A 17,538-nucleotide genomic window follows, 5' to 3' on the forward strand; every position below is an offset into this window, starting at 1 on the left:
TCAGCCTCCCAGCCGGCTCAGCCGGTCGGAGACGGTCGCGACCGACGGGCGATCCAGGTCGTCGACGATGACGCCGTCCGCCAGCACGAGGACACGGTCGGCGTATCCCGCGGCGACGGGGTCGTGCGTCACCATGACGCAGGTCTGCCCCCGTTCGTCGACGCCGGTCCGCAACAGCGAGAGGATCTCCGCGCTGGTGTGCCGATCGAGCGCCCCCGTCGGCTCGTCGGCGAACAGCACCCGTGGCCGGGAGACCAGCGCCCGCGCGATGGCGACCCGCTGCTGCTGGCCGCCGGACAGCTGTCCCGGACGGTGCCGCTCGCGCCCGCCGAGCCCCACCTGCTCCAGCGCCGCCCGTACGTCCGCGCGCCCGGGCGGCCGCCCGGCGAGGCGTCCCGGCAGCGTCACGTTCTGCTCGACCGTCATCGCGGGCATCAGGTTGAACGACTGGAACACGAAACCGACCTCTTCGCGGCGCAGCTCGGCCAGGCGCCGCTCCCGCAGCCGGGACACCTCCGTCCGCCCCCACCAGACCGCGCCGGCGGACGGCCGGTCCATTCCCGCGAGGCAGTGCAGCAAGGTCGTCTTGCCCGAGCCGGAGGGCCCCATCACGGCCGTGAACGTCCCCGGCGCGAAGGCGACGGTCACGCCGCGGAGGGCGTGGACGGCGTTCGCGCCCCTGCCGTAGCTGCGGTGCACGTCCTCGCAGCGAGTCGCCGCACCGTCGCCGGCGACGACGTCCGCCGTGTCGTCCGGGGACGAGGCGGAGCCGTGAGGTCGGTAAGGCGGCCCGCCGGGCCGGTGTGGTGAGGCGGCCGCGCCGGGTCCGGCGCCGTCGTGCGTCGGGAGGAGCGCGTGCTGCCGGCCGTGCTTGTTCGACGAGGGCATGTCCCAAGCCTCGTGCCGGAACGGGGCCCGGCACGATCGTGCTTCCATCCGTATCCGGGGTGCGGAAAACCGTACCCCTCACCGCTCGGGGGTGAGCCTGATGAGCGTGCTGGAGTAGTCGGCGCGCAGGCCGGGGTCGATGCCGTGCGCCATGAGGACGGCGCCGTGGTGGATCCTGCCGGTGTCCTCGTCCCGGTATCGGGCGGCCGGATCCAGGTCTCTGAGGCGGATGGGCACCGTGGGCCGCCGGCGCGGAGAGGCAGTTGCCAGGCCAGGACCACGATCCCGTCCGGAGCGCCGTACTGGACGGCAGTGCGGCCGGCGTGGGTGCCGAGGCGGTACTGGCGGCCGTGCTGGACGATCCGGCGGATCTGCTTGTACCGGCCGACGAGGTCGGTGGCCTCGCGGAGTTCCTCTTCGGTCCACTCCAGGAGGTTGCCGCCGATGCCGAGGATTCCGGCCATCGCCACGTGGAAGCGGAAGCGCAGAGGCAGGCGGCGGCCGGTCAGGAGGTTGGGGCTGTCGGTCACCCACGCGGCCATGGTGCGGGCGGGGTAGAGCTGGCTGTAGCCGTGCTGGATCGCGATGCGGTCGACGGCGTCGGTGTTGTCGGAGATCCAGACCTCGTCGGTGCGGGACAGCATGCCGAGGTCGGAGCGGCCTCCGCCGCCCGCGCAGGCCTGGATGCGCAGGTGGGGGTGGTCGCCTCGGAGGCGGTCGAGGATGCCGTAGACGCCGCGGACGTGGTCGATCCACAGCCGGGAGGCGTCGGGTCCGGCGTCGGGCCACCCGGCTTCGGTGAAGGCGCGGTTCATGTCCCACTTGAGGTAGTCGATGTCGTGGTCCCGGACCAGGGCGTCCAGCCACTTGTGCGCCCAGCCCGCCACGTCCGGGCGCGCGAAGTTGAGGACGAGCTGGTTGCGCAGGGTCGTACGGGCGCGGTTCGCCATGTGCAGGACCCAGTCGGGGTGCGCCCGGTACAGGTCGCTGTCGGGGTTGACCATCTCCGGCTCGACCCAGATCCCGAACCGCATGCCGAGGCGGTGCACCTCGGCGATCAGCGGATCCAGGCCGCCGGGGAAGCGGTCGGTGTTGACGGTCCAGTCGCCCAGCCCCGCGGTGTCGCCGTCGCGCGCGCCGAACCAGCCGTCGTCCATGACGAACAGCTCGGCGCCGATCCGCGCGGCCGTGGCGGCGAGCCGTTTCTGGTTGGCCTCGTTCACCGCCCAGCCGGTGGCCTCCCAGGAGTTGTAGACGATCGGGCGCGGAGTGCCGGGATCGGGCAGGACGTGATGGGCGATGTGGTCGTGCCAGGCACGGCTCGTACCGCCGAATCCATCGGCGTTGAACAGTCCGGCGAACGCCGGGGTGCTCCAGGTCTCGCCGGGGTGGAGCCGCCAGGTGACGCCGTCATGGCCGAACCCGCCGGTCCAGGTGAGCCGTCCGCTGGGGGAGAGGTCGACGTTGACGCGCCAGCTGCCGCTCCAGGCCAGCGCGGTGCTCCACACCTCACCGTGCTCCTCGCCCGCCTGGCCGTCGTCGATCATCAGCCAGGGATGGGCGTGGTGGCTGGAGACGCCGCGCCTGCTCGTCAGCACTGTCTCGCCGATGGGCAGGGCGGTCCGCTCCAGCTGGAACTCCGAGGTCCACGCTCCGGTGACGTGGCTGAGCCGGTAGCGGGGACGTAGGGGAGCGGTCCAGGTGGCCGAGTCGGTACGGGTCAGCAGCAGCGGATCGCCGGACGCGCCGGTGTGCCGCAGGGTCGTCCACCGTACGATCGCGTCGCTGTCGTCGTGCACCCGGTAGTGGAGCGTCGCCTCCAGCGGATAGTGCCGGTCCCGCAGCCGGATGGACAGCTCCTCGGCCGTGACCTCGTGGTCGACGAGTCGCCACTCGACGACCGAGGTCCCGTCGGGGAAGCCGACGAGCAGGCCCTGCGCGGAGAACCCGTCGCAGGCCAGCTCCGCGCCTTCGGAGGCCGGGCTCTCGAAGCTGCTGTCCGCGGGCAGTGACCGGTCCGGGATGTCGACGACCTGGGCGAGGGACAGCGAGGGCCCCCAGTACACGTGCCGGGGAACGTCGCGCTCGTCGAGCCGGAGGGCGTAGGACGTCCGGGGCGTGTGCAGCACCCATAGCCGATGCGACGGGTCGTACTGGACGGCAGGGGTGGAAGGCGGCACAAGCGGCTCCCATGCGACGGGCCGGCATGACGACGCCAGCGTACGAAGAAACACGGTCGAAATAGAATATTGACGAAGTTAATTATTTAACCTACGGTTCCGGGCATGTCACGCAGGACTCGCAGGGTCCCTCTCACCAGCCCGGCCGCGGCGACCGTGTTCGAGCTGGTACTGACCCAGGGACCCGTCTCCCGGGTCGAGGTCGCCCGCCGGACCGGGCTGTCGTCGGCCGCCGTCACCAAGGCGGCCCGGCCGTTCATCGACGCGGGCTATCTCACCGAGCTGACGTCGGGACGCACCGGCCCCGGCGCGGGGAGACCCGCGAGCCCGCTGGCGATCCGGCCGGACCGCGAGTACTTCGTCGGCATCAAGATCACCGGTGACGATCTCATCGGAGTGGTGACCGACCTGCGGGCGGACATCCGCAGCTCGTACCACCACGCGCTCGCCGACCACGACGTCGACCACGTCGTGGCCGCGGTGGCCGAGCTGGTCGCCCGGCTGCTGGACTCCGGCGACTACCGGGACCGCACCCACTGCCTGGGGGTCGCGCTGTCCGGTGACGTCGATCGGGAATCGGGGCAGGTCCGGTACTCCCCCTTCCTCGGCTGGCACGACGTGCCGCTGGCCGAGCTGCTGGAGGACGTCACGGGCCTGACGACGACGCTGGAGAACGACGTGAAGGCCCTCACCGTCGCCGAGCAGTGGTTCGGCGACGGCGTCGGGGTCTCCTCATTCGCGGTGGTCACGGTGGGCGCCGGCATAGGGTCCGCGCTGGTCGTGGGCGGCAGCCTGGTCTCGGGGGCCTACGGCGTCGCGGGCGAGATCGGCCACGTGCGGATCTCGTCGACCGGACCCGCGTGCCACTGCGGTGCCATGGGCTGCGTGGAGGCGATCGCCTCCACGGACGCGATCGTCGCCCGGGCCCAGGTCACCACCGGCGAGCCGGAGCTGACCATGGAGCAGGCGGTCGCCCGGGCCCGCGCGGGCGACCCGAAACTGCGTGAGGTGTTCGCGACCGCCGGCGACGCCATCGGCCTCGGCCTGGCCGCGCTGGTCAATCTCTTCGGCCCCGAGCGGGTCGTGGTCTCCGGCGAGGGACTGGAGACCTTCGACCTGTTCGAGGAGGCGATTCGCACCGCGTTCGCCGTCCAGACGTTCGGCAGCGCCGGCCGCTGCGCGCTGCTACTGCGGCCCCTGCCGTTCGAACAGTGGGCGCGCGGCGCTGCCGCGGTCGCGGTGCGCAGCCTGTTCACCATCCCTCAACCCTGAGCCGTTCCCGATCCCCTGATCCCTGCCCGATTCCCAGCCCCCGGATAGATCAAGGATCCCCCCTCATGACCGCACCCGTGAGCCGCAGGGCGTTCCTCAGCACATCCATGCTCTTCGTCGCCGGAACCGCCGTCGCCTGCTCGTCCGGCGGAGGCACCGGCGCGTCCGGCGCCAAGATCACACTCAACCAGTGGTACCACGCCTACGGCGAGCAGGGCACGCAGCAGGCCGTCAAGCGCTACGCCGCCGCGTACACGAAGGCCAACCCGGACGTCGCCATCAGGATCAACTGGATCGCCGGCGACTACGAGACCCGGCTGAACGCCGCCCTCCTCACCGCCGACGCGCCGGACGTGTTCGAGATCGGCGACTTCCGCGCCCAGAACGTCAAGAACGGGCTGCTCGCGCCGCTGGACGACATCATCGGCCCGGTCAGGTCCGACTACGCCAAGCCCGCGCTCGACGGCGCCACCGTCGACGGGAAGGTGTACGGGATCGAGATGATGCAGGACGTCATGATGCTCTACTACCGCAAGAGCATGCTGTCGGCGGCCGGCGTCAACCCACCCCAGACCTTCGACGAGCTGGTCCAGGCGGCGACGACGCTCACCAAGGGCGGCAAGAAGGGCCTGTTCATCGGCAGCGACGGTGTCGGCGACATCGGCTACCTGCTGCTGTGGTCGGGCGGGGGGAATCTGGTCGACCCGTCCGCCAAGACCGCCACGTTCGCCTCACCGCAGGGCATCGCCGCGATCTCCGGCCTCAAGCGCCTGCACGATTCCAAGGCGCTCCTGGAGGGCTTCACGACGGACTGGGCCGACCCGTCCGCGTTCAAGCAGGGCGCGACGGCCATGCAGTGGTGCGGGCTGTGGGCGATGCCCGAGATCAAGAAGCGGTTCGGCGACGACTTCGGCGTCGTCCCCTGGCCCAAGTTCAGCGCCACCGGCACCCCCGCGGTGCGGGCCGGCGGCTGGTACGAGCTGGTCAACGCCAAGGGCAAGCACGTCGACGCGGCCAAGAAGTACGTCCAGTGGCTGTGGATCCAGCAGACCGCGTTGCAGAAGGACTGGTGCGTCCGCTATGGCTTCCACATCCCCGCCCGGAAGTCCCTCGCCGCCCAGACCACCGAGTTCAGCACCGGCACGGCCAAGGACACCGTGGACATGGCACAGCAGTACGCCCACTCCTTCCCTCCCACCTGGAACAAGGCGATCACCACCCTCTTCACCCAGTCCCTCGTGAAGATCGCCAACGGGAAGGCCGACCCGGCGACCGAACTCGCCGCCGCCCAGACCAAGGCCCAGGCCGAGATCGACAAGCAGACGCACTGATGGCAGCGCCGACCACCGGCCGCCGGGCGCGCGAGCGTCCGGCGGTCCGGAAGACGCCGCCGCGGCGCCGGCGGGCCGACCGGCGCGCGATCGGCGCGTTCATCGTGCTCACCGCCCCGATGGTGCTCGGCCTCGGTCTGTTCAAGTACGTGGCCATCGGCTGGAGCTTCCTCATCAGCTTCAACGAGGCCCGCGGCACCCTGTCGATCGGCCACTGGGTCGGCTTCGACAACTACGTCTTCCTGCTGAAGGATCCGGCGTTCCGATCCTCGCTGTGGATGATCATCTTGTTCACCGCGTTCATCGTGCCGGTCACGTTCGCGGCGTCGCTCGCCCTGGCCGTCGGCGTCAACTCCGTACGGCGAGGGCGGGCGTTCTTCCGCACCACCTTCCTGCTGCCCGCCGCGGTGTCGTACGTCGCCGCGTCCTTGCTGTGGAAGATGGCGCTGTTCAACGGCCTGCCGTCCGGGATCGCCAACACCCTCGGCGCCCTGTTCGGCATGCAGCCCCACGCGTGGCTGGCCGGCGGCCCGCCGCCGCTGTACTGGATCGTGATCGTCACGCTGCGGCTCTGGCTGCAGGTCGGCCTGTACATGATCCTCTTCCTGGCGGGTCTGCAGGCCATCCCCGCCCACCTGTACGAGGCGGCCGCGATCGACGGAGCCGCCCGCTGGCGGTCGTTCCGGCACATCACCCTGCCGATGCTGCGGAACACGTCGGTGGCGATCCTGCTGCTCATCCTCATCGCCGCGTTCCAGGCGTTCGACGAGTTCTTCAACCTGTTCAGCACCCAGCAGGCCGGCGACGCCTCCGCCCCCGTGCGACCGCCGCTCGTGTACCTGTACGACTCCGCACTCGGCGACCAGAACTACGGCGTCGGCTCGGCGGGAGCCTTCATCCTCACGCTCATCATCGTGACGGTCACGCTCCTGCAGGGCAGGCTCGTCGGCTTCGGCAGGAAGGACTGAGAATGGCGCGCGGACCCGAACGCGCCCCGCGGCGCGGGACGCCCCTGGCGACGGTGCTCACCTACGCCGGTCTCGGCGTGCTGTCGGTGCTGTTCCTGGCGCCCTTCTACGTCATGCTCCGCAACTCGCTGATGACCGAGGACCAGGTCACCGCCCCCAAGTGGTCCTGGCTGCCGGCCCCGTTCACCTTCGGGAACTTCAAGGACCTCTTCACCGACCCGTCCCTGCCGTTCGCCCACGCCCTGACGAACTCGGCGATCATCGCGCTCATCACCGCGCCGGTCTCCACGCTGTTCGGGTCGATGGCCGGGTACGCGCTGGCCCGCATCCAGGTGCCCTTCCGCGGCGCGGTCACCGCCTTCATCGTGGGCACGCTGATGATCCCGGCATCGGTCACCTTCGTGCCCACCTTCCTGGTCGTGGACGCGCTCGGCGGCGTCAACACCCGGTGGGGAGTGATCGCGCCGGGCCTGTTCAACGCGTTCGCCGTCGTGCTGTTCCGCAGCTACTACCTCCGGTTCCCGCAGGAACTGGAGGAGGCGGGGCGCATCGACGGCCTCGGCCACCTCGGCGTCTACGCCCGCATCGCGCTGCCCAACTCCCTCACCATGATCGCCTCGTTGGGCGCGCTGTCCTTCATCGAGAGCTGGAACGCCTTCCTCTGGCCCCTGGCGATCGGCCAGGACCCCTCCGCCTGGACCGCCCAGGTCGCCCTGTCGACCTTCCTGACCACCCAGTCGATCAACCTGTCCGGTCTGTTCGCGGGCGCGGTCGTCACCATCGTCCCGCTCGCCCTGATGTTCCTGGTCGCCCAGCGCTTCATCGTTCAGGGCATCACGGCCACCGGCTTGAAGGACTGACCCCGCCACAGCCGGTCCCCGCCGATCACCCCCTCCCACCGCCCCACCGGAAAGCACCACCGGGATCGCCCCCTGGAGAGCCCATGCGATCACCCCTGTACTCCGCCATACCCGGAATCACCCGACGAGCCGTAAGAGCCGCGGTCCTGCTGGCCCTCACCGCGGGAACGGCGACGGCCGTACCCGCGGCGCAGGCGGCCGCCGACGTCCCCACCGCTCCCACCGCCACCGCCGGCGCGCCCACCGCTCCCGCCGCCACTGTCGATGTGGCCGCCAGGCCGTACATGGGCTGGTCGAGCTGGAGCATGCAGTCCTCCTCGTACCCGGGCCTCAACCCGGACGGGAGCTACAGCTACCTCACCGAGGCGAACGTCGTGAAGCAGGCGGACGCCCTCGCCGCGAAGCTGAAGCCGTACGGATACGACTACGTCAACATCGACGCCGGCTGGTGGAAGGACAACACCTGGAAGTCCGACTACGACCAGTACGCCCGCCAGGCACCCGACCCCGGGCGATTCCCGGGCGGCATGAAGCGGGTCGCCGACCACCTCCACTCCGAGGGCCTCAAGGCCGGCATCTACCTGCCCGCCGGCCTGGAGAAGGAGGCGTACGGCGGAGGCACCGTACCGATCTGGAACGCTCCCGGCTGCACCACCGCCGACATCGTCTACCCGGACCTGCGCACGACCAACGGCTGGGACAGCTCCTACAAGCTGAACTTCGGCAATCCCTGCGCGCAGAAGTACATCGACTCCCAGGCGCAGATGATCGCCGACTGGGGCTACGACTTCCTCAAGCTGGACGGCGTGGGCCCGGGCTCGTTCAAGTCCGGTGACAACTACAACAACGTCGCCGACGTCGCCGCCTGGCACAAGGCCATCGGCGCCATCGGGCGCCCGATCCACCTCGAGCTGTCCTGGTCGCTCGACATCGGCCATGCCGCCGAATGGAAGGAGTACTCAGGCGGCTGGCGCATCGACACCGATGTCGAGTGCTACTGCAACACGCTGGTCACCTGGGACAACTCGGTCAAGGTCCGGTGGAACGAAGCCCCCGCGTGGAGTGACAAGGCCGGCCCCGGCGGCTGGAACGACCTCGACTCGCTCGACGTCGGCAACGGGCAGATGGACGGCATCACCGACGCCGAGCGGCAGAGCTACATGACGCTGTGGGCCATCAACAAGTCGCCGCTGTACACCGGTGACGACGTCACCAAGCTGGACGCCTACGGCCTCTCCCTGCTGACCAACCGGGAGGTCATCGCCGTCGACCAGAACGACTCCCCGGTCGCCCGCCCGGTGACCCCGATGGGCGACCAGCAGGTCTGGGCCACCAGGAACCCGGACGGCACCTACACCGTCGCCCTGTTCAACCTCGCCTCCGCGCCGGCCCCCGTCACCGCCGACTGGGCCTCCCTCGGGTTCAGGGGCAGTGCCTCGGTACGCGACCTGTGGAGCCACCAGAACCTCGGCAGCTACAACGGCAGGATCACCGAGACGCTGCCCGCGCACGGCTCGCGGCTGTTCACCGTCAAGCCCGGCGGCAGCACGCTGGCCACCACGACGTACGAGGCCGAGTCCTCGAACAACACCCTCAGCGGTAACGCCGCCGTCGTCGGCTGCGCCGCCTGCTCGGGCAACCTGAAGGTCGGCAACCTCTACCTCGGCGGAAAGCTCCGGTTCAACGACGTCACGGTGAAGAAGGACGGGATCTACACCATCAGGGTCGCGTACGTCAGCGGCGATCCCCGCCCAGTGACCGTCTACTCCAACAGCGGCAACGGCACCAGCCTGAACTTCCCCTCCACGGGCGACTGGAACACGGTCCACACCGTCAGCGTCCAGCTGGCTCTCAAGGCGGGTTCCAACACCGTCACCTTCGACAGCGCCGACTGGTACGCACCCGACATCGACAAGATCGACGTTCCGCATTCCGCGTGACGTACCCCTGCCAGCCCTCGCTTCCGCGCTGAACGGAGTGAATCACCGTGGACACCCAGCACCCCGAATCAGGCGACAACCGGCACAGCCGCAGGAACTTCCTCGGTCTCGCCGCCGCTGCCGGCGCAGCCGCCGCACTCAGCGGCCTGCCCACGTTCACCGCCTCCGCCGCTCCCCGCAGGCCCACCGACTCTCCCCTGCTGTCCGCGGCCGACGCCGCGAAGAACCAGCTGTGGTGGCGCGCTCCCGGCTCCTCCACCTCGATGATCCAGCAGGGGTTGCCGGTCGGCAACGGGCGCCTCGGAGCGCTCGCCGGCAACGATCCCGCCAGTGAACTGCTGATGATCACTGACGCCACACTGTGGACCGGCGGTCTCAACGACACGCTGCAGAGCGACGGCCAGTTCCCCTACGGCCGCGACGACTTCGGCTCCCTGACCCTGCTGGCCAGGCTCACCGTCGACATCCCCGGCCACGATCCGGGCTCCGTCGAGAACTACCGCCGCTCCCTCGATCTGGCGCAGGGCCTGGTCAGCGCCTCGTACGACGTCTCCGGCGTCACCTACCGGCGCCAGATCTTCGCCAGCCGCCCCGACGACGCCATCGTCCTGTACTTCTCCGCGCAGGCCGGCGGCGCCTACACCGGTACGGTCACGCTCGCCGGCACCCACGGGGAGACCACCACCGCCGGCGGGTCCTGCGTCTCGTTCGGCTCCTCCCTCGACAACGGCCTGAAGTACGGCGCCGCCGTCACCGCCTACAGCAGCACCGGCAAGGTCGCGGTCAGCGGTACCTCGATCTCCTTCAGCGGCTGCGAGGACCTCACCGTCGTCGTCAGCGGCGGCACCGACTACGCGCCGAACCCGGCGGCGAAGTTCCGCGACCCGTCCGTGGACCCCGAGCGCCTCGCCCGGACCAAGGTCCTCGACGCGTCCGGCCACTCCGCGAGCACCCTGCTGCGCACGCATGTCGCCGACTTCCGCCCGGTCTTCGAACAGCTGGACGTCGACCTGGGCACGTCGTCCGCCGCGCAGCGCGAACTGGACACCTGGGAACGAGTGCAGGCACGCTACCGGGACAACGTCCCCGACCCGGAGCTCGAGGCCGCCTACCTGCAGTTCGGCCGCTACCTGATGATCTCCGGGTCGCGGGGCGGCCTGCCGATGGGCCTCCAGGGCCCGTGGCTGGACGGCAACGACCCGGACTGGATGGGCGACTACCACACCGACATCAACGTCCAGATGAACTACTGGATGGCCGACCGCGCCGGCCTGTCCGGCTGCTTCGACGCCTTCGCGGACTACTGCCTCGCGCAGTTGTCCTCGTGGACCGACGTCACCCAGCGGCTCTTCAACAGCCCGACCAACAGGTACCGCAACTCCAGCGGCAAGATCGCCGGCTGGACCCTGGCCATCTCCACCAACCCCTACGGCGGAGGCGGCTGGTGGTGGCACCCGGCCGGGCAACGCCTGGATCTGCCAGAGCCTGTTCGAGCACTACGAGTACACCCAGGACCGTGCCTACCTCGCGAAGGTCTACCCCCTCATCAAGGGTGCCGTGGAGTTCTGGGAGGCCCGCCTCATCACGACGACCGTCACCGACGCGTCCGGAGCCTCGCGCGAGGTCCTCATCGCCGACAGCGACTGGTCTCCTGAGCAGGGCCCGCTGGACGCCAAGGGCATCACCTACGCCCAGGAACTGGTGTGGAACCTCTTCGGGAACTACCACACCGCGACCGAGGTGCTCGGCAGGGACGCCGCCTACAGCAAGACCATCGACGGTCTCCGCGCGCGCCTGTACCTGCCCGTGGTCAGCCCCACGACCGGCTGGCTCGAGGAGTGGATGTCGCCCGACAACCTCGGCGAGACCACGCACCGCCACCTCTCCCCGCTCATCGGCCTCTTCCCCGGCGACCGGATCCGCCCGGACGACTCCACGCCGAAGGACATCCTCGCCGGCGCGACGGCCCTCCTGACCGCCCGCGGCATGAACAGCTACGGCTGGTCCAACGCCTGGCGCAGCCTGTGCTGGGCCCGGCTGAAGAACGCCGACAAGGCCTACCAGCTCGTCGTCAACAACCTGAAGCCGTCCGTCAACGGCAGCAACGGCAGCGCGTCGAACCTCTTCGACATCATGGACATGGGAGGGGGCCGCGGCATCTTCCAGATCGACGCGAACTTCGGCACCCCCTCCGCGATCGTCGAGATGCTGCTCTACTCGCGGCCGGGCCACGTCGAACTGCTGCCCGCGCTGCCCGCCGCCTGGGCGGCGTCCGGCTCGGTCTCCGGCGTGGGCGTCCGCGGCGGCTTCGTCGCCGACATCAGCTGGAAGAAGGGCAAGGTCGCCCAGGTGACGCTGAAGAGCGTCGGGGGCCGCACCACGACCGTCTTCGCCAACGGCGTCTCGCGGACGGTCAGCCTCAAGCCCGGCGACTCCGTCACGCTGAGCAACTTCCGATGAACCGGCCCGGCACCCCCTCACCGGACGTCACCCCACGGAGCGAACCAACGATGTCCCACCAGAAAGCCCTCGCCAGGCCCCGCCGCATGGCCTTGCTGTCCGGCGCGTTGACCGCCATGGCCCTCGTCGCCGTTCCGCTCGGCACCGCGAACGCGGCGACCTCCCAGGGCAAGGGCGACCGCGTCAGCGCCTGGTCGCCCAGCATGACCACCGGTGGCCCGGCGTTCCACGACCAGACCATCCGGATGGTGGCCCACAGCAGCGTCGCCGGCTCGGACGCCCGCATCACCCTGTCCAACCGGTACAGCGACACCCCGCTCGACGTCAGTGCCGTGGACGTCGCCGTCCAGGCGAGTGGAGGAAACGCGGCGCGCGGCACCACCCTGAAGGTCACCTTCGGCCACTCCGGCCACGTCACGATCCCCGCCGGTGGAGAGACGACCAGCGACGTCATCCCCATCTCGGTCAGCGCGGGGGAGAACCTGCTCGTCAGCCTCTACGTGCCCGGCGCGACCGGCACGTCGACCTGGCACTCCGACGCGTTCGACCGCCTTCAGCACCACGACGACCTCGTGGTACTACCTGGCCGGGCTGGACGTCCTGTCGCCCACCGCGAAGGGCGCCGTCGTCGCCTTCGGCGACTCGATCACCGACGGGTACCACTCCTCCACCGGCACCTACACCCGCTGGCCCGACTTCCTCGCACGCCGGCTGGGCTCCGGACCGGGCCCGCAAAGGCTGAGCGTCGTCGACGCCGGCATCGGCGGCAACCGGGTCCTCACCGACGTCCCCAACCTCTGGCAGGGCGTCAGCGCCCTCAAGCGCTTCGGCCACGACGCCCTGGGCCAGCCCGGGGTCAAGGACGTCATCCTGTTCGAGGGCATCAACGACATCGGCAACAACGCCGGCCCGAACGGCGCACCGCTGACCGCCCAGGACCTCATCGACGGCTACCGCACACTCATCGACGAGGCACATGCCGCCCACGTCGGCATCGTCGGCGCGACCCTCATGCCCGACGAGGGCAACGGGTACTACACCCCCTCCGCCGAGGCGCTCCGCCAGAGCGTCAACCAGTGGATCCGCACCAGCGGCGCCTTCGACGGCGTCGTCGACTTCGACCAGGCCATGCGCGACCCCGCGAACCCGGCCGCCCTCAAGCCCGCGTACGACTCGGGCGACCACATCCACCCCAACGACGCCGGCATGAAGGTGATGGCCGACGCGATCAACCTGCGGCTGTTGCGCAGCTGATGCGGCCGGCTCCGCCGCCCGTTCGCGTACGTGGGCTCGGCCGACGTAGCGGCGGGCGGGGGAGTCGCGCCGGGCTGCTCGCCACCCGGAGAGGACGCGCCGGATCCTTGGTGTTCCCGGAACTCGGCCCGCCGAGGCCGTACCGAACGGCGTTTTGAACAACCCCTCGCGGGCAGGGAGGGCGGGTCGGCAACCAGATGGGAGGAGTCATGCCAGACGCATTCAAGGTCCTCACCGGGCGCGGCGATTGAGCACGTCGCAGGGTGCCCGGAGGTGCCGGCGCCATGGCTGAGGTCGAGGCCGCCCCGGGAGACCTGCTGGAGACGCTCAGGAAGGCGGCCGCCGCCCTGACCGACGGCGGAGTCAGGTTCGCGCTCGCCGGCGGGTTCGCCGCCTACGCGCGCGGCGCCGCGCCGTCGACGCACGACGTCGACTTCGTCCTCGCCGAGGACGAGGCCGAGGCCGCGCTCTCGGCGTTGGAGACGGCCGGGATGCGACGCGTCGAGATCCCCGAAGGGTGGCTGGCCAAGGCCGAGGACGACGGCCGGACGATCGACCTGATCTTTCAGCCGTCCGGCCGGAACGTCGACGCGGCGCTGCTCGCCCGCGCCGAGGAGCTGAGTGTCGAGGCGGTCGCCATGCCCGTGCTGACCGCCACCGACCTGACGATCCTGCGTATGTGGGCGTTCGACGAGAAGGCGTGTGACTTCGGGGGCTACCTGCCGGTCACTCGGGCGCTGCGGGAGCAGATCGACTGGCCGCGGGTGATCGCCGAGACGGCGGACTCGCCGTACGCCTACGCCTACCTCACCCTGCTGCATCGCCTGCGCGTGATGGAACACGGGCCGCCGTACGAAGGGAGCGACGGATGACGCCCACCGACCCGCCCCACTACATCGCCGCCCGCATCAAGAGCCGCCTCGCCGAGGACGCCCGTACGGTCGAGCTCGGCATCCAGGTCGACGTCCGCGGTGACGTCGTCTTCCTGCGCGGCCAGGTGGCCACCCCCCGGAGGCGGGAACTCATCGAGACCGTCGCCCGCGAGGCGGCCGGCGGCAGACGGATCTCCAACGACGTGACCGTCGTCGAGATCCGCCCCCCGAAGACGGAGGAAACGCCCAGATGATTCGTGTGGCCGCGGTCGGCGACATCCACGTCGGCGAGGATGTACGCGGCCTGTACCGCAAACGACTGACCGGGATCGCCGACGACGCCGACGTGCTCCTCGTCGCCGGGGATCTGACCCAACACGGCACCGCCGAAGAAGGACGGATGGCCGCGGAAGAGCTCCGCGACATCGGCGTCCCGGTCATCGCCGTGCTCGGCAACCATGACTATCACTCCGACGCGGAGGCGGAGATCCGCCAGGCGTTCACCGACGCGGGGATCACCGTGCTCGAGGGCGAGTCGACTGTGATCGACTGCCACGGCCGGCGCCTGGGCGTCGCGGGCGCCAAGGGCTTCGGCGGCGGCTTCGCCGGACGCTGCGGCTCCGACTTCGGCGAGCCGGAGATGAAGGCGTTCATCCGCCACACGAAGGCGACCGCGGCCCGCCTCGGCGAGGCCCTGGGCGAACTCGACGCGGACGCCCGCGTCGCCCTGACCCACTACGCGCCGGTCAAGGACACGCTCAACGGCGAACCCCTGGAGATCTATCCCTTCCTCGGGAGCTATCTCCTCGCCGAGGTGATGGACGGGGCGGGGATCGACCTCGCCGTGCACGGCCACGCCCACCGCGGCGTGGAGAAGGGCATCACGCCGGGCGGGATCCCCGTCCGCAACGCCGCCCTGCCCGTCATCGAGCGCGCCTACTCGGTCTACTGCCTCGGCGACGCCGACGACGTCGAGTGCGCCACCGACGATACGGTCACCGCGAACGCGTAACGCTTCGCGACGAAGGTCCGCGTCCCGCCGGACGCGGACCTTCCGCCCGCGTGTAGAACTCCGTGGCGAACGCGCGCACGTCCCGTACGGTGGCTCCGTCCTATGCCTCGTCGCCCGCCCCTTCTGCCGAGGATCCTCGGCGATCGCGGGTCAGGCGCCGTCGTCCTCGACGCGCATGGCCCGCTCCTCGGGCGAGAAGCCGGCCTGGTCGGGACCGACCTCCTCTGCGACGGCGTCCTTCTCGGTGTCGGTGCGGACGCCTTCGTCCTCCTCGACGATCCGGCCGGCGCGGCGGGGAGTCTCCTGCTCTCGTACGGGATCGAACTCGCGCTCCGCCGCGTCGTGCGCGTCGACGGCGCCGCGACCGCCGCCGAGCGACGGGTCGGGCACCTCTCTCCTCAGGCGGCCCTCCAGGGGTTCGCCCTCCCGCTGCTCCTCGGCAGTGGTTCCGAAGTCGTCGAGGGCGGTCGGTTCGTCGCGGGGAACGGGTGCGCGCTGCGGGTCCTGGGCCCACTCCCGCTCCGGGTAGGAGTCCTCCAGGTCGGGGATCCCCTCATCCTCGAACTCCGAGTACGGGTCCGGCTCAGGGTGCGGGTGCGTCATCGCTCTGTCTCCATCGTGATCACGTTGATTGTCTGGAACCAGCCCCATGCCCCCGATCCATTAGTCCTCACGTTGTTTTAACGAGGTTTGGGACGCCTCTCCCCGGGCATCCGGTCATGTCGTCACCGACCCGACCCCGACAGGAGGGCTTCCATGAGCGGAGACGACGGCGACCTCGGGGCGCACCGCGATCCCGAGGCCCTGAACCAGGAGGGCGCCCCGCGCGCCGAAGGGCCGGACCCCGCCCTCGCCGGACGCGACACGCAGGCGCTGACCCAGGACGAGATGGTCGTGTACGAGGCGATCGCCACCGTGCGGCGACCGATGAGCGTCGAGGACGTGGCGGCCACCGCCGGGCTGGACCAGGAGACGGTCCGAGCGTGCCTCGAGACGCTGGCGAAGCGCGAGATGATCGTGAACGGGCGCGAGGGGCTGGAGATCGGCAAGAACGACTGGGACGTCTGGAACGCCCAGCCCTCATCCCGAAAGACCTGACCCCGCGGTGCGTTCGGCCGTAAGTGGTTGTGCGATCAACCACTGTACCTACTAGTATGTACGATCCTGGCCGCTCCAAGAAATGAGGGACCGCCGACATGCCATTGGTTCGCATCGACGCGCTGGGGACTGCCGGTGAGCGGCTCGGCGCGCTCGGCCGCGCCGTGCACGACGCCTGGGTCGAGACCATGGGCGCCCCGCCGGACGACAGGTTCCAGGTCCTGGTCGGTCACGACGGGACCACCAGCACACTCCGGTACGACGACTACCTAGGCGTGCACCGGGACGACGGCGTCGTCTACATCGCGATCACCATGCGCTCGGGGCGCCCGCCCGAGCGGAAGAAGGCGCTGTACCGGCGGATCGCCGAACTCGCCCACGAGTACGCGGGCACCGAGCCGCGGAACGTCTTCATCACCGTGACCGAGAACGCGCCGATCGACTGGTCGTTCGGCTACGGGGCGGCGCAGTACGTCGACGACTCGCCTGCCCGGTCTGAATAAGGAGCGGGCGACGAGGCGGAACCGGACGCGCTGCCCCGGGCGGAGCTGGCCCGCACGGCCCAGGTCGGCGGTCGTCACGACGGCCGCGACCGGATAGCCGCCCGTGGTCGGGTGGTCGGTGAGGAAGACGATGGGCAGGCCGTTCGGAGGGACCTGTAGCGCGCCGGTGACCATTCCCTCGCTCGGCAGTTCGCCCTCCCGCTGCCGGGTGAGCGGCGGCCCCTCCAGCCGTACCCCGATCCGGTTGCTGTGCGAGCTGACCTCGTACGCTCCACGGACGAGCGGTTCGAGGCCCTCGAACCAGTCATCGCGCGGTCCGGGGATGATCCGCAGCACCGGTTCCTCCTCCGGCTCGTAGCCGGGGGCGACGTCCACGGTGATCGGCCCGGCGGCGCGGCCGACCGCGAGCCGGTCGCCGGCCGCGAGCGGGGCGGGCCCGAGCCCCGACAGCAGGTCGGTCGACCGGCTGCCCAGCACCGGCGGGACGTCGAGACCGCCCCGCACCGCGACGTACGTGCGGACGCCGCCGGACGGCGTGCCGAACTCGACGACGACTCCCGCCGGGACGTGGCAGGGCGCGTTCATCCCCCCGGGCCGTACGTGCAGCGGCGCGCCGGTCACCGCGATCCAGGCCGCCGCGTGGAACCGCAGGGCCGCGCCGCCGAACGTGAGCTCCAGCCCGGCGGCGTCCTCGGCGTTGCCGACCAGGCGGTTGGCCAGCCGGAGGCTGCCGGGATCCGCCGCGCCGGAGTGCGGAACCCCCAGGTGGGCGTGGCCGGGACGGCCGAGATCCTGAACCGTCGCGAGCGGCCCCGGCCGGACGACCTCGACCTCCCCACTCACGCGCCCTCCTTCGTCGGGGGAGGGACCAGGCGGGCTGAGCGTTCGAGTCGCGTGCTC

Annotated in this window: 16 protein-coding genes and 3 pseudogenes; 13 read left to right on the forward strand and 6 right to left on the reverse strand. The window is 70.5% G+C overall.

Going from position 1 to position 17,538, the window contains the following annotated elements; all coding sequences use genetic code 11:
- The 3 genes and pseudogenes from ACYVF7_RS15955 to ACYVF7_RS15965 all read right to left on the reverse strand — a co-directional run.
- Positions 1-648, reverse strand: a complete 648-nt coding sequence (locus ACYVF7_RS15955; RefSeq protein WP_460340449.1) for an ABC transporter ATP-binding protein — start codon at positions 646-648, stop codon at positions 1-3.
- A 318-nt stretch (positions 649-966) separates the two neighbouring features.
- Positions 967-1,314: a GH36 C-terminal domain-containing protein gene (locus ACYVF7_RS15960; RefSeq protein ID WP_460357936.1), complete on the reverse strand. Its 348-nt coding sequence runs from the start codon at positions 1,312-1,314 to the stop codon at positions 967-969.
- Positions 1,248-3,122 (reverse strand): annotated as a pseudogene (locus ACYVF7_RS15965) (alpha-galactosidase); the annotation flags it as partial. The pseudogene ACYVF7_RS15965 and the gene ACYVF7_RS15960, both read right to left, overlap by 67 nt.
- A 51-nt stretch (positions 3,123-3,173) precedes the next feature.
- On the opposite strand from ACYVF7_RS15965, the gene ACYVF7_RS15970 reads away from it, so the two are divergent.
- From ACYVF7_RS15970 to ACYVF7_RS16000, 7 genes and pseudogenes are all read left to right on the forward strand, one after another.
- Positions 3,174-4,340: an ROK family protein gene (locus ACYVF7_RS15970; protein WP_460340452.1), complete on the forward strand. Its 1,167-nt coding sequence runs from the start codon at positions 3,174-3,176 to the stop codon at positions 4,338-4,340.
- A 65-nt stretch (positions 4,341-4,405) separates the two neighbouring features.
- Positions 4,406-5,671, forward strand: a complete 1,266-nt coding sequence (locus ACYVF7_RS15975; protein WP_460340455.1) for an ABC transporter substrate-binding protein — start codon at positions 4,406-4,408, stop codon at positions 5,669-5,671.
- On the forward strand, positions 5,671-6,639 hold the full coding sequence (locus ACYVF7_RS15980) for a carbohydrate ABC transporter permease (protein WP_460340457.1): 969 nt from the start codon (positions 5,671-5,673) through the stop codon (positions 6,637-6,639). The genes ACYVF7_RS15975 and ACYVF7_RS15980 overlap by 1 nt, the downstream gene beginning before the upstream one ends.
- A 2-nt stretch (positions 6,640-6,641) precedes the next feature.
- Positions 6,642-7,499 carry a carbohydrate ABC transporter permease gene (locus ACYVF7_RS15985; RefSeq protein ID WP_460340460.1) on the forward strand — a complete coding sequence of 286 codons (858 nt, stop codon included), beginning with the start codon at positions 6,642-6,644 and terminating at the stop codon, positions 7,497-7,499.
- Positions 7,500-7,582: 83 nt separating this feature from the next.
- Positions 7,583-9,439: an alpha-galactosidase D gene (locus tag ACYVF7_RS15990; protein ID WP_460340463.1), complete on the forward strand. Its 1,857-nt coding sequence runs from the start codon at positions 7,583-7,585 to the stop codon at positions 9,437-9,439.
- A 47-nt stretch (positions 9,440-9,486) separates the two neighbouring features.
- Positions 9,487-10,863, forward strand: a pseudogene (locus ACYVF7_RS15995) (glycosyl hydrolase family 95 catalytic domain-containing protein); the annotation flags it as partial.
- 61 nt (positions 10,864-10,924) lie between these two features.
- Positions 10,925-11,899: a glycosyl hydrolase family 95 catalytic domain-containing protein gene (locus ACYVF7_RS16000; RefSeq protein WP_460357939.1), complete on the forward strand. Its 975-nt coding sequence runs from the start codon at positions 10,925-10,927 to the stop codon at positions 11,897-11,899.
- Here the strand turns inward: ACYVF7_RS16000 and ACYVF7_RS16005 are convergent.
- Positions 11,877-12,353: a hypothetical protein gene (locus ACYVF7_RS16005; protein WP_460340467.1), complete on the reverse strand. Its 477-nt coding sequence runs from the start codon at positions 12,351-12,353 to the stop codon at positions 11,877-11,879. The genes ACYVF7_RS16000 and ACYVF7_RS16005 overlap by 23 nt on opposite strands.
- Here ACYVF7_RS16005 and ACYVF7_RS16010 point away from each other — a divergent pair.
- The 4 genes from ACYVF7_RS16010 (at position 12,329) to ACYVF7_RS16025 (ending at position 15,037) form a co-directional block, all read left to right on the forward strand.
- Positions 12,329-13,153 carry an SGNH/GDSL hydrolase family protein gene (locus ACYVF7_RS16010; protein ID WP_460340469.1) on the forward strand — a complete coding sequence of 275 codons (825 nt, stop codon included), beginning with the start codon at positions 12,329-12,331 and terminating at the stop codon, positions 13,151-13,153. The two genes, ACYVF7_RS16005 and ACYVF7_RS16010, sit on opposite strands and share 25 nt — an antisense overlap.
- Positions 13,154-13,437: 284 nt before the next feature.
- Complete coding sequence (locus ACYVF7_RS16015; protein WP_460340472.1) at positions 13,438-14,025, forward strand: nucleotidyltransferase; 588 nt, start codon at positions 13,438-13,440, stop codon at positions 14,023-14,025.
- Positions 14,022-14,279, forward strand: a complete 258-nt coding sequence (locus ACYVF7_RS16020) for a BON domain-containing protein (RefSeq protein WP_460340475.1) — start codon at positions 14,022-14,024, stop codon at positions 14,277-14,279. The genes ACYVF7_RS16015 and ACYVF7_RS16020 overlap by 4 nt, the downstream gene beginning before the upstream one ends.
- The gene (locus ACYVF7_RS16025; RefSeq protein ID WP_460340477.1) at positions 14,276-15,037 is read left to right on the forward strand and encodes a metallophosphoesterase family protein; all 762 of its coding nucleotides are present in this window, start codon (positions 14,276-14,278) and stop codon (positions 15,035-15,037) included. The genes ACYVF7_RS16020 and ACYVF7_RS16025 overlap by 4 nt, the downstream gene beginning before the upstream one ends.
- A 150-nt stretch (positions 15,038-15,187) precedes the next feature.
- Here ACYVF7_RS16025 and ACYVF7_RS16030 read toward each other — a convergent pair whose 3' ends face one another.
- Positions 15,188-15,640 carry a DUF5709 domain-containing protein gene (locus tag ACYVF7_RS16030; RefSeq protein ID WP_460340480.1) on the reverse strand — a complete coding sequence of 151 codons (453 nt, stop codon included), beginning with the start codon at positions 15,638-15,640 and terminating at the stop codon, positions 15,188-15,190.
- 153 nt (positions 15,641-15,793) lie between these two features.
- Between ACYVF7_RS16030 and ACYVF7_RS16035 the strand changes: the two genes are divergently transcribed.
- Both ACYVF7_RS16035 and ACYVF7_RS16040 read left to right on the forward strand, forming a co-directional pair.
- The gene (locus ACYVF7_RS16035; RefSeq protein WP_460340483.1) at positions 15,794-16,135 is read left to right on the forward strand and encodes a hypothetical protein; all 342 of its coding nucleotides are present in this window, start codon (positions 15,794-15,796) and stop codon (positions 16,133-16,135) included.
- A gap of 98 nt (positions 16,136-16,233) precedes the next feature.
- Positions 16,234-16,638 (forward strand): tautomerase family protein, encoded by a 405-nt coding sequence (locus ACYVF7_RS16040; protein WP_460340486.1) that lies wholly within the window; start codon positions 16,234-16,236, stop codon positions 16,636-16,638.
- 27 nt (positions 16,639-16,665) lie between these two features.
- Here ACYVF7_RS16040 and ACYVF7_RS16045 read toward each other — a convergent pair.
- Positions 16,666-17,481: pseudogene (locus ACYVF7_RS16045) on the reverse strand (5-oxoprolinase subunit C family protein); the annotation flags it as partial.
- Positions 17,482-17,538: the final 57 nt, after the last annotated feature.

The sequence above is a fragment of the Actinoallomurus acanthiterrae genome (genome assembly GCF_054775715.1).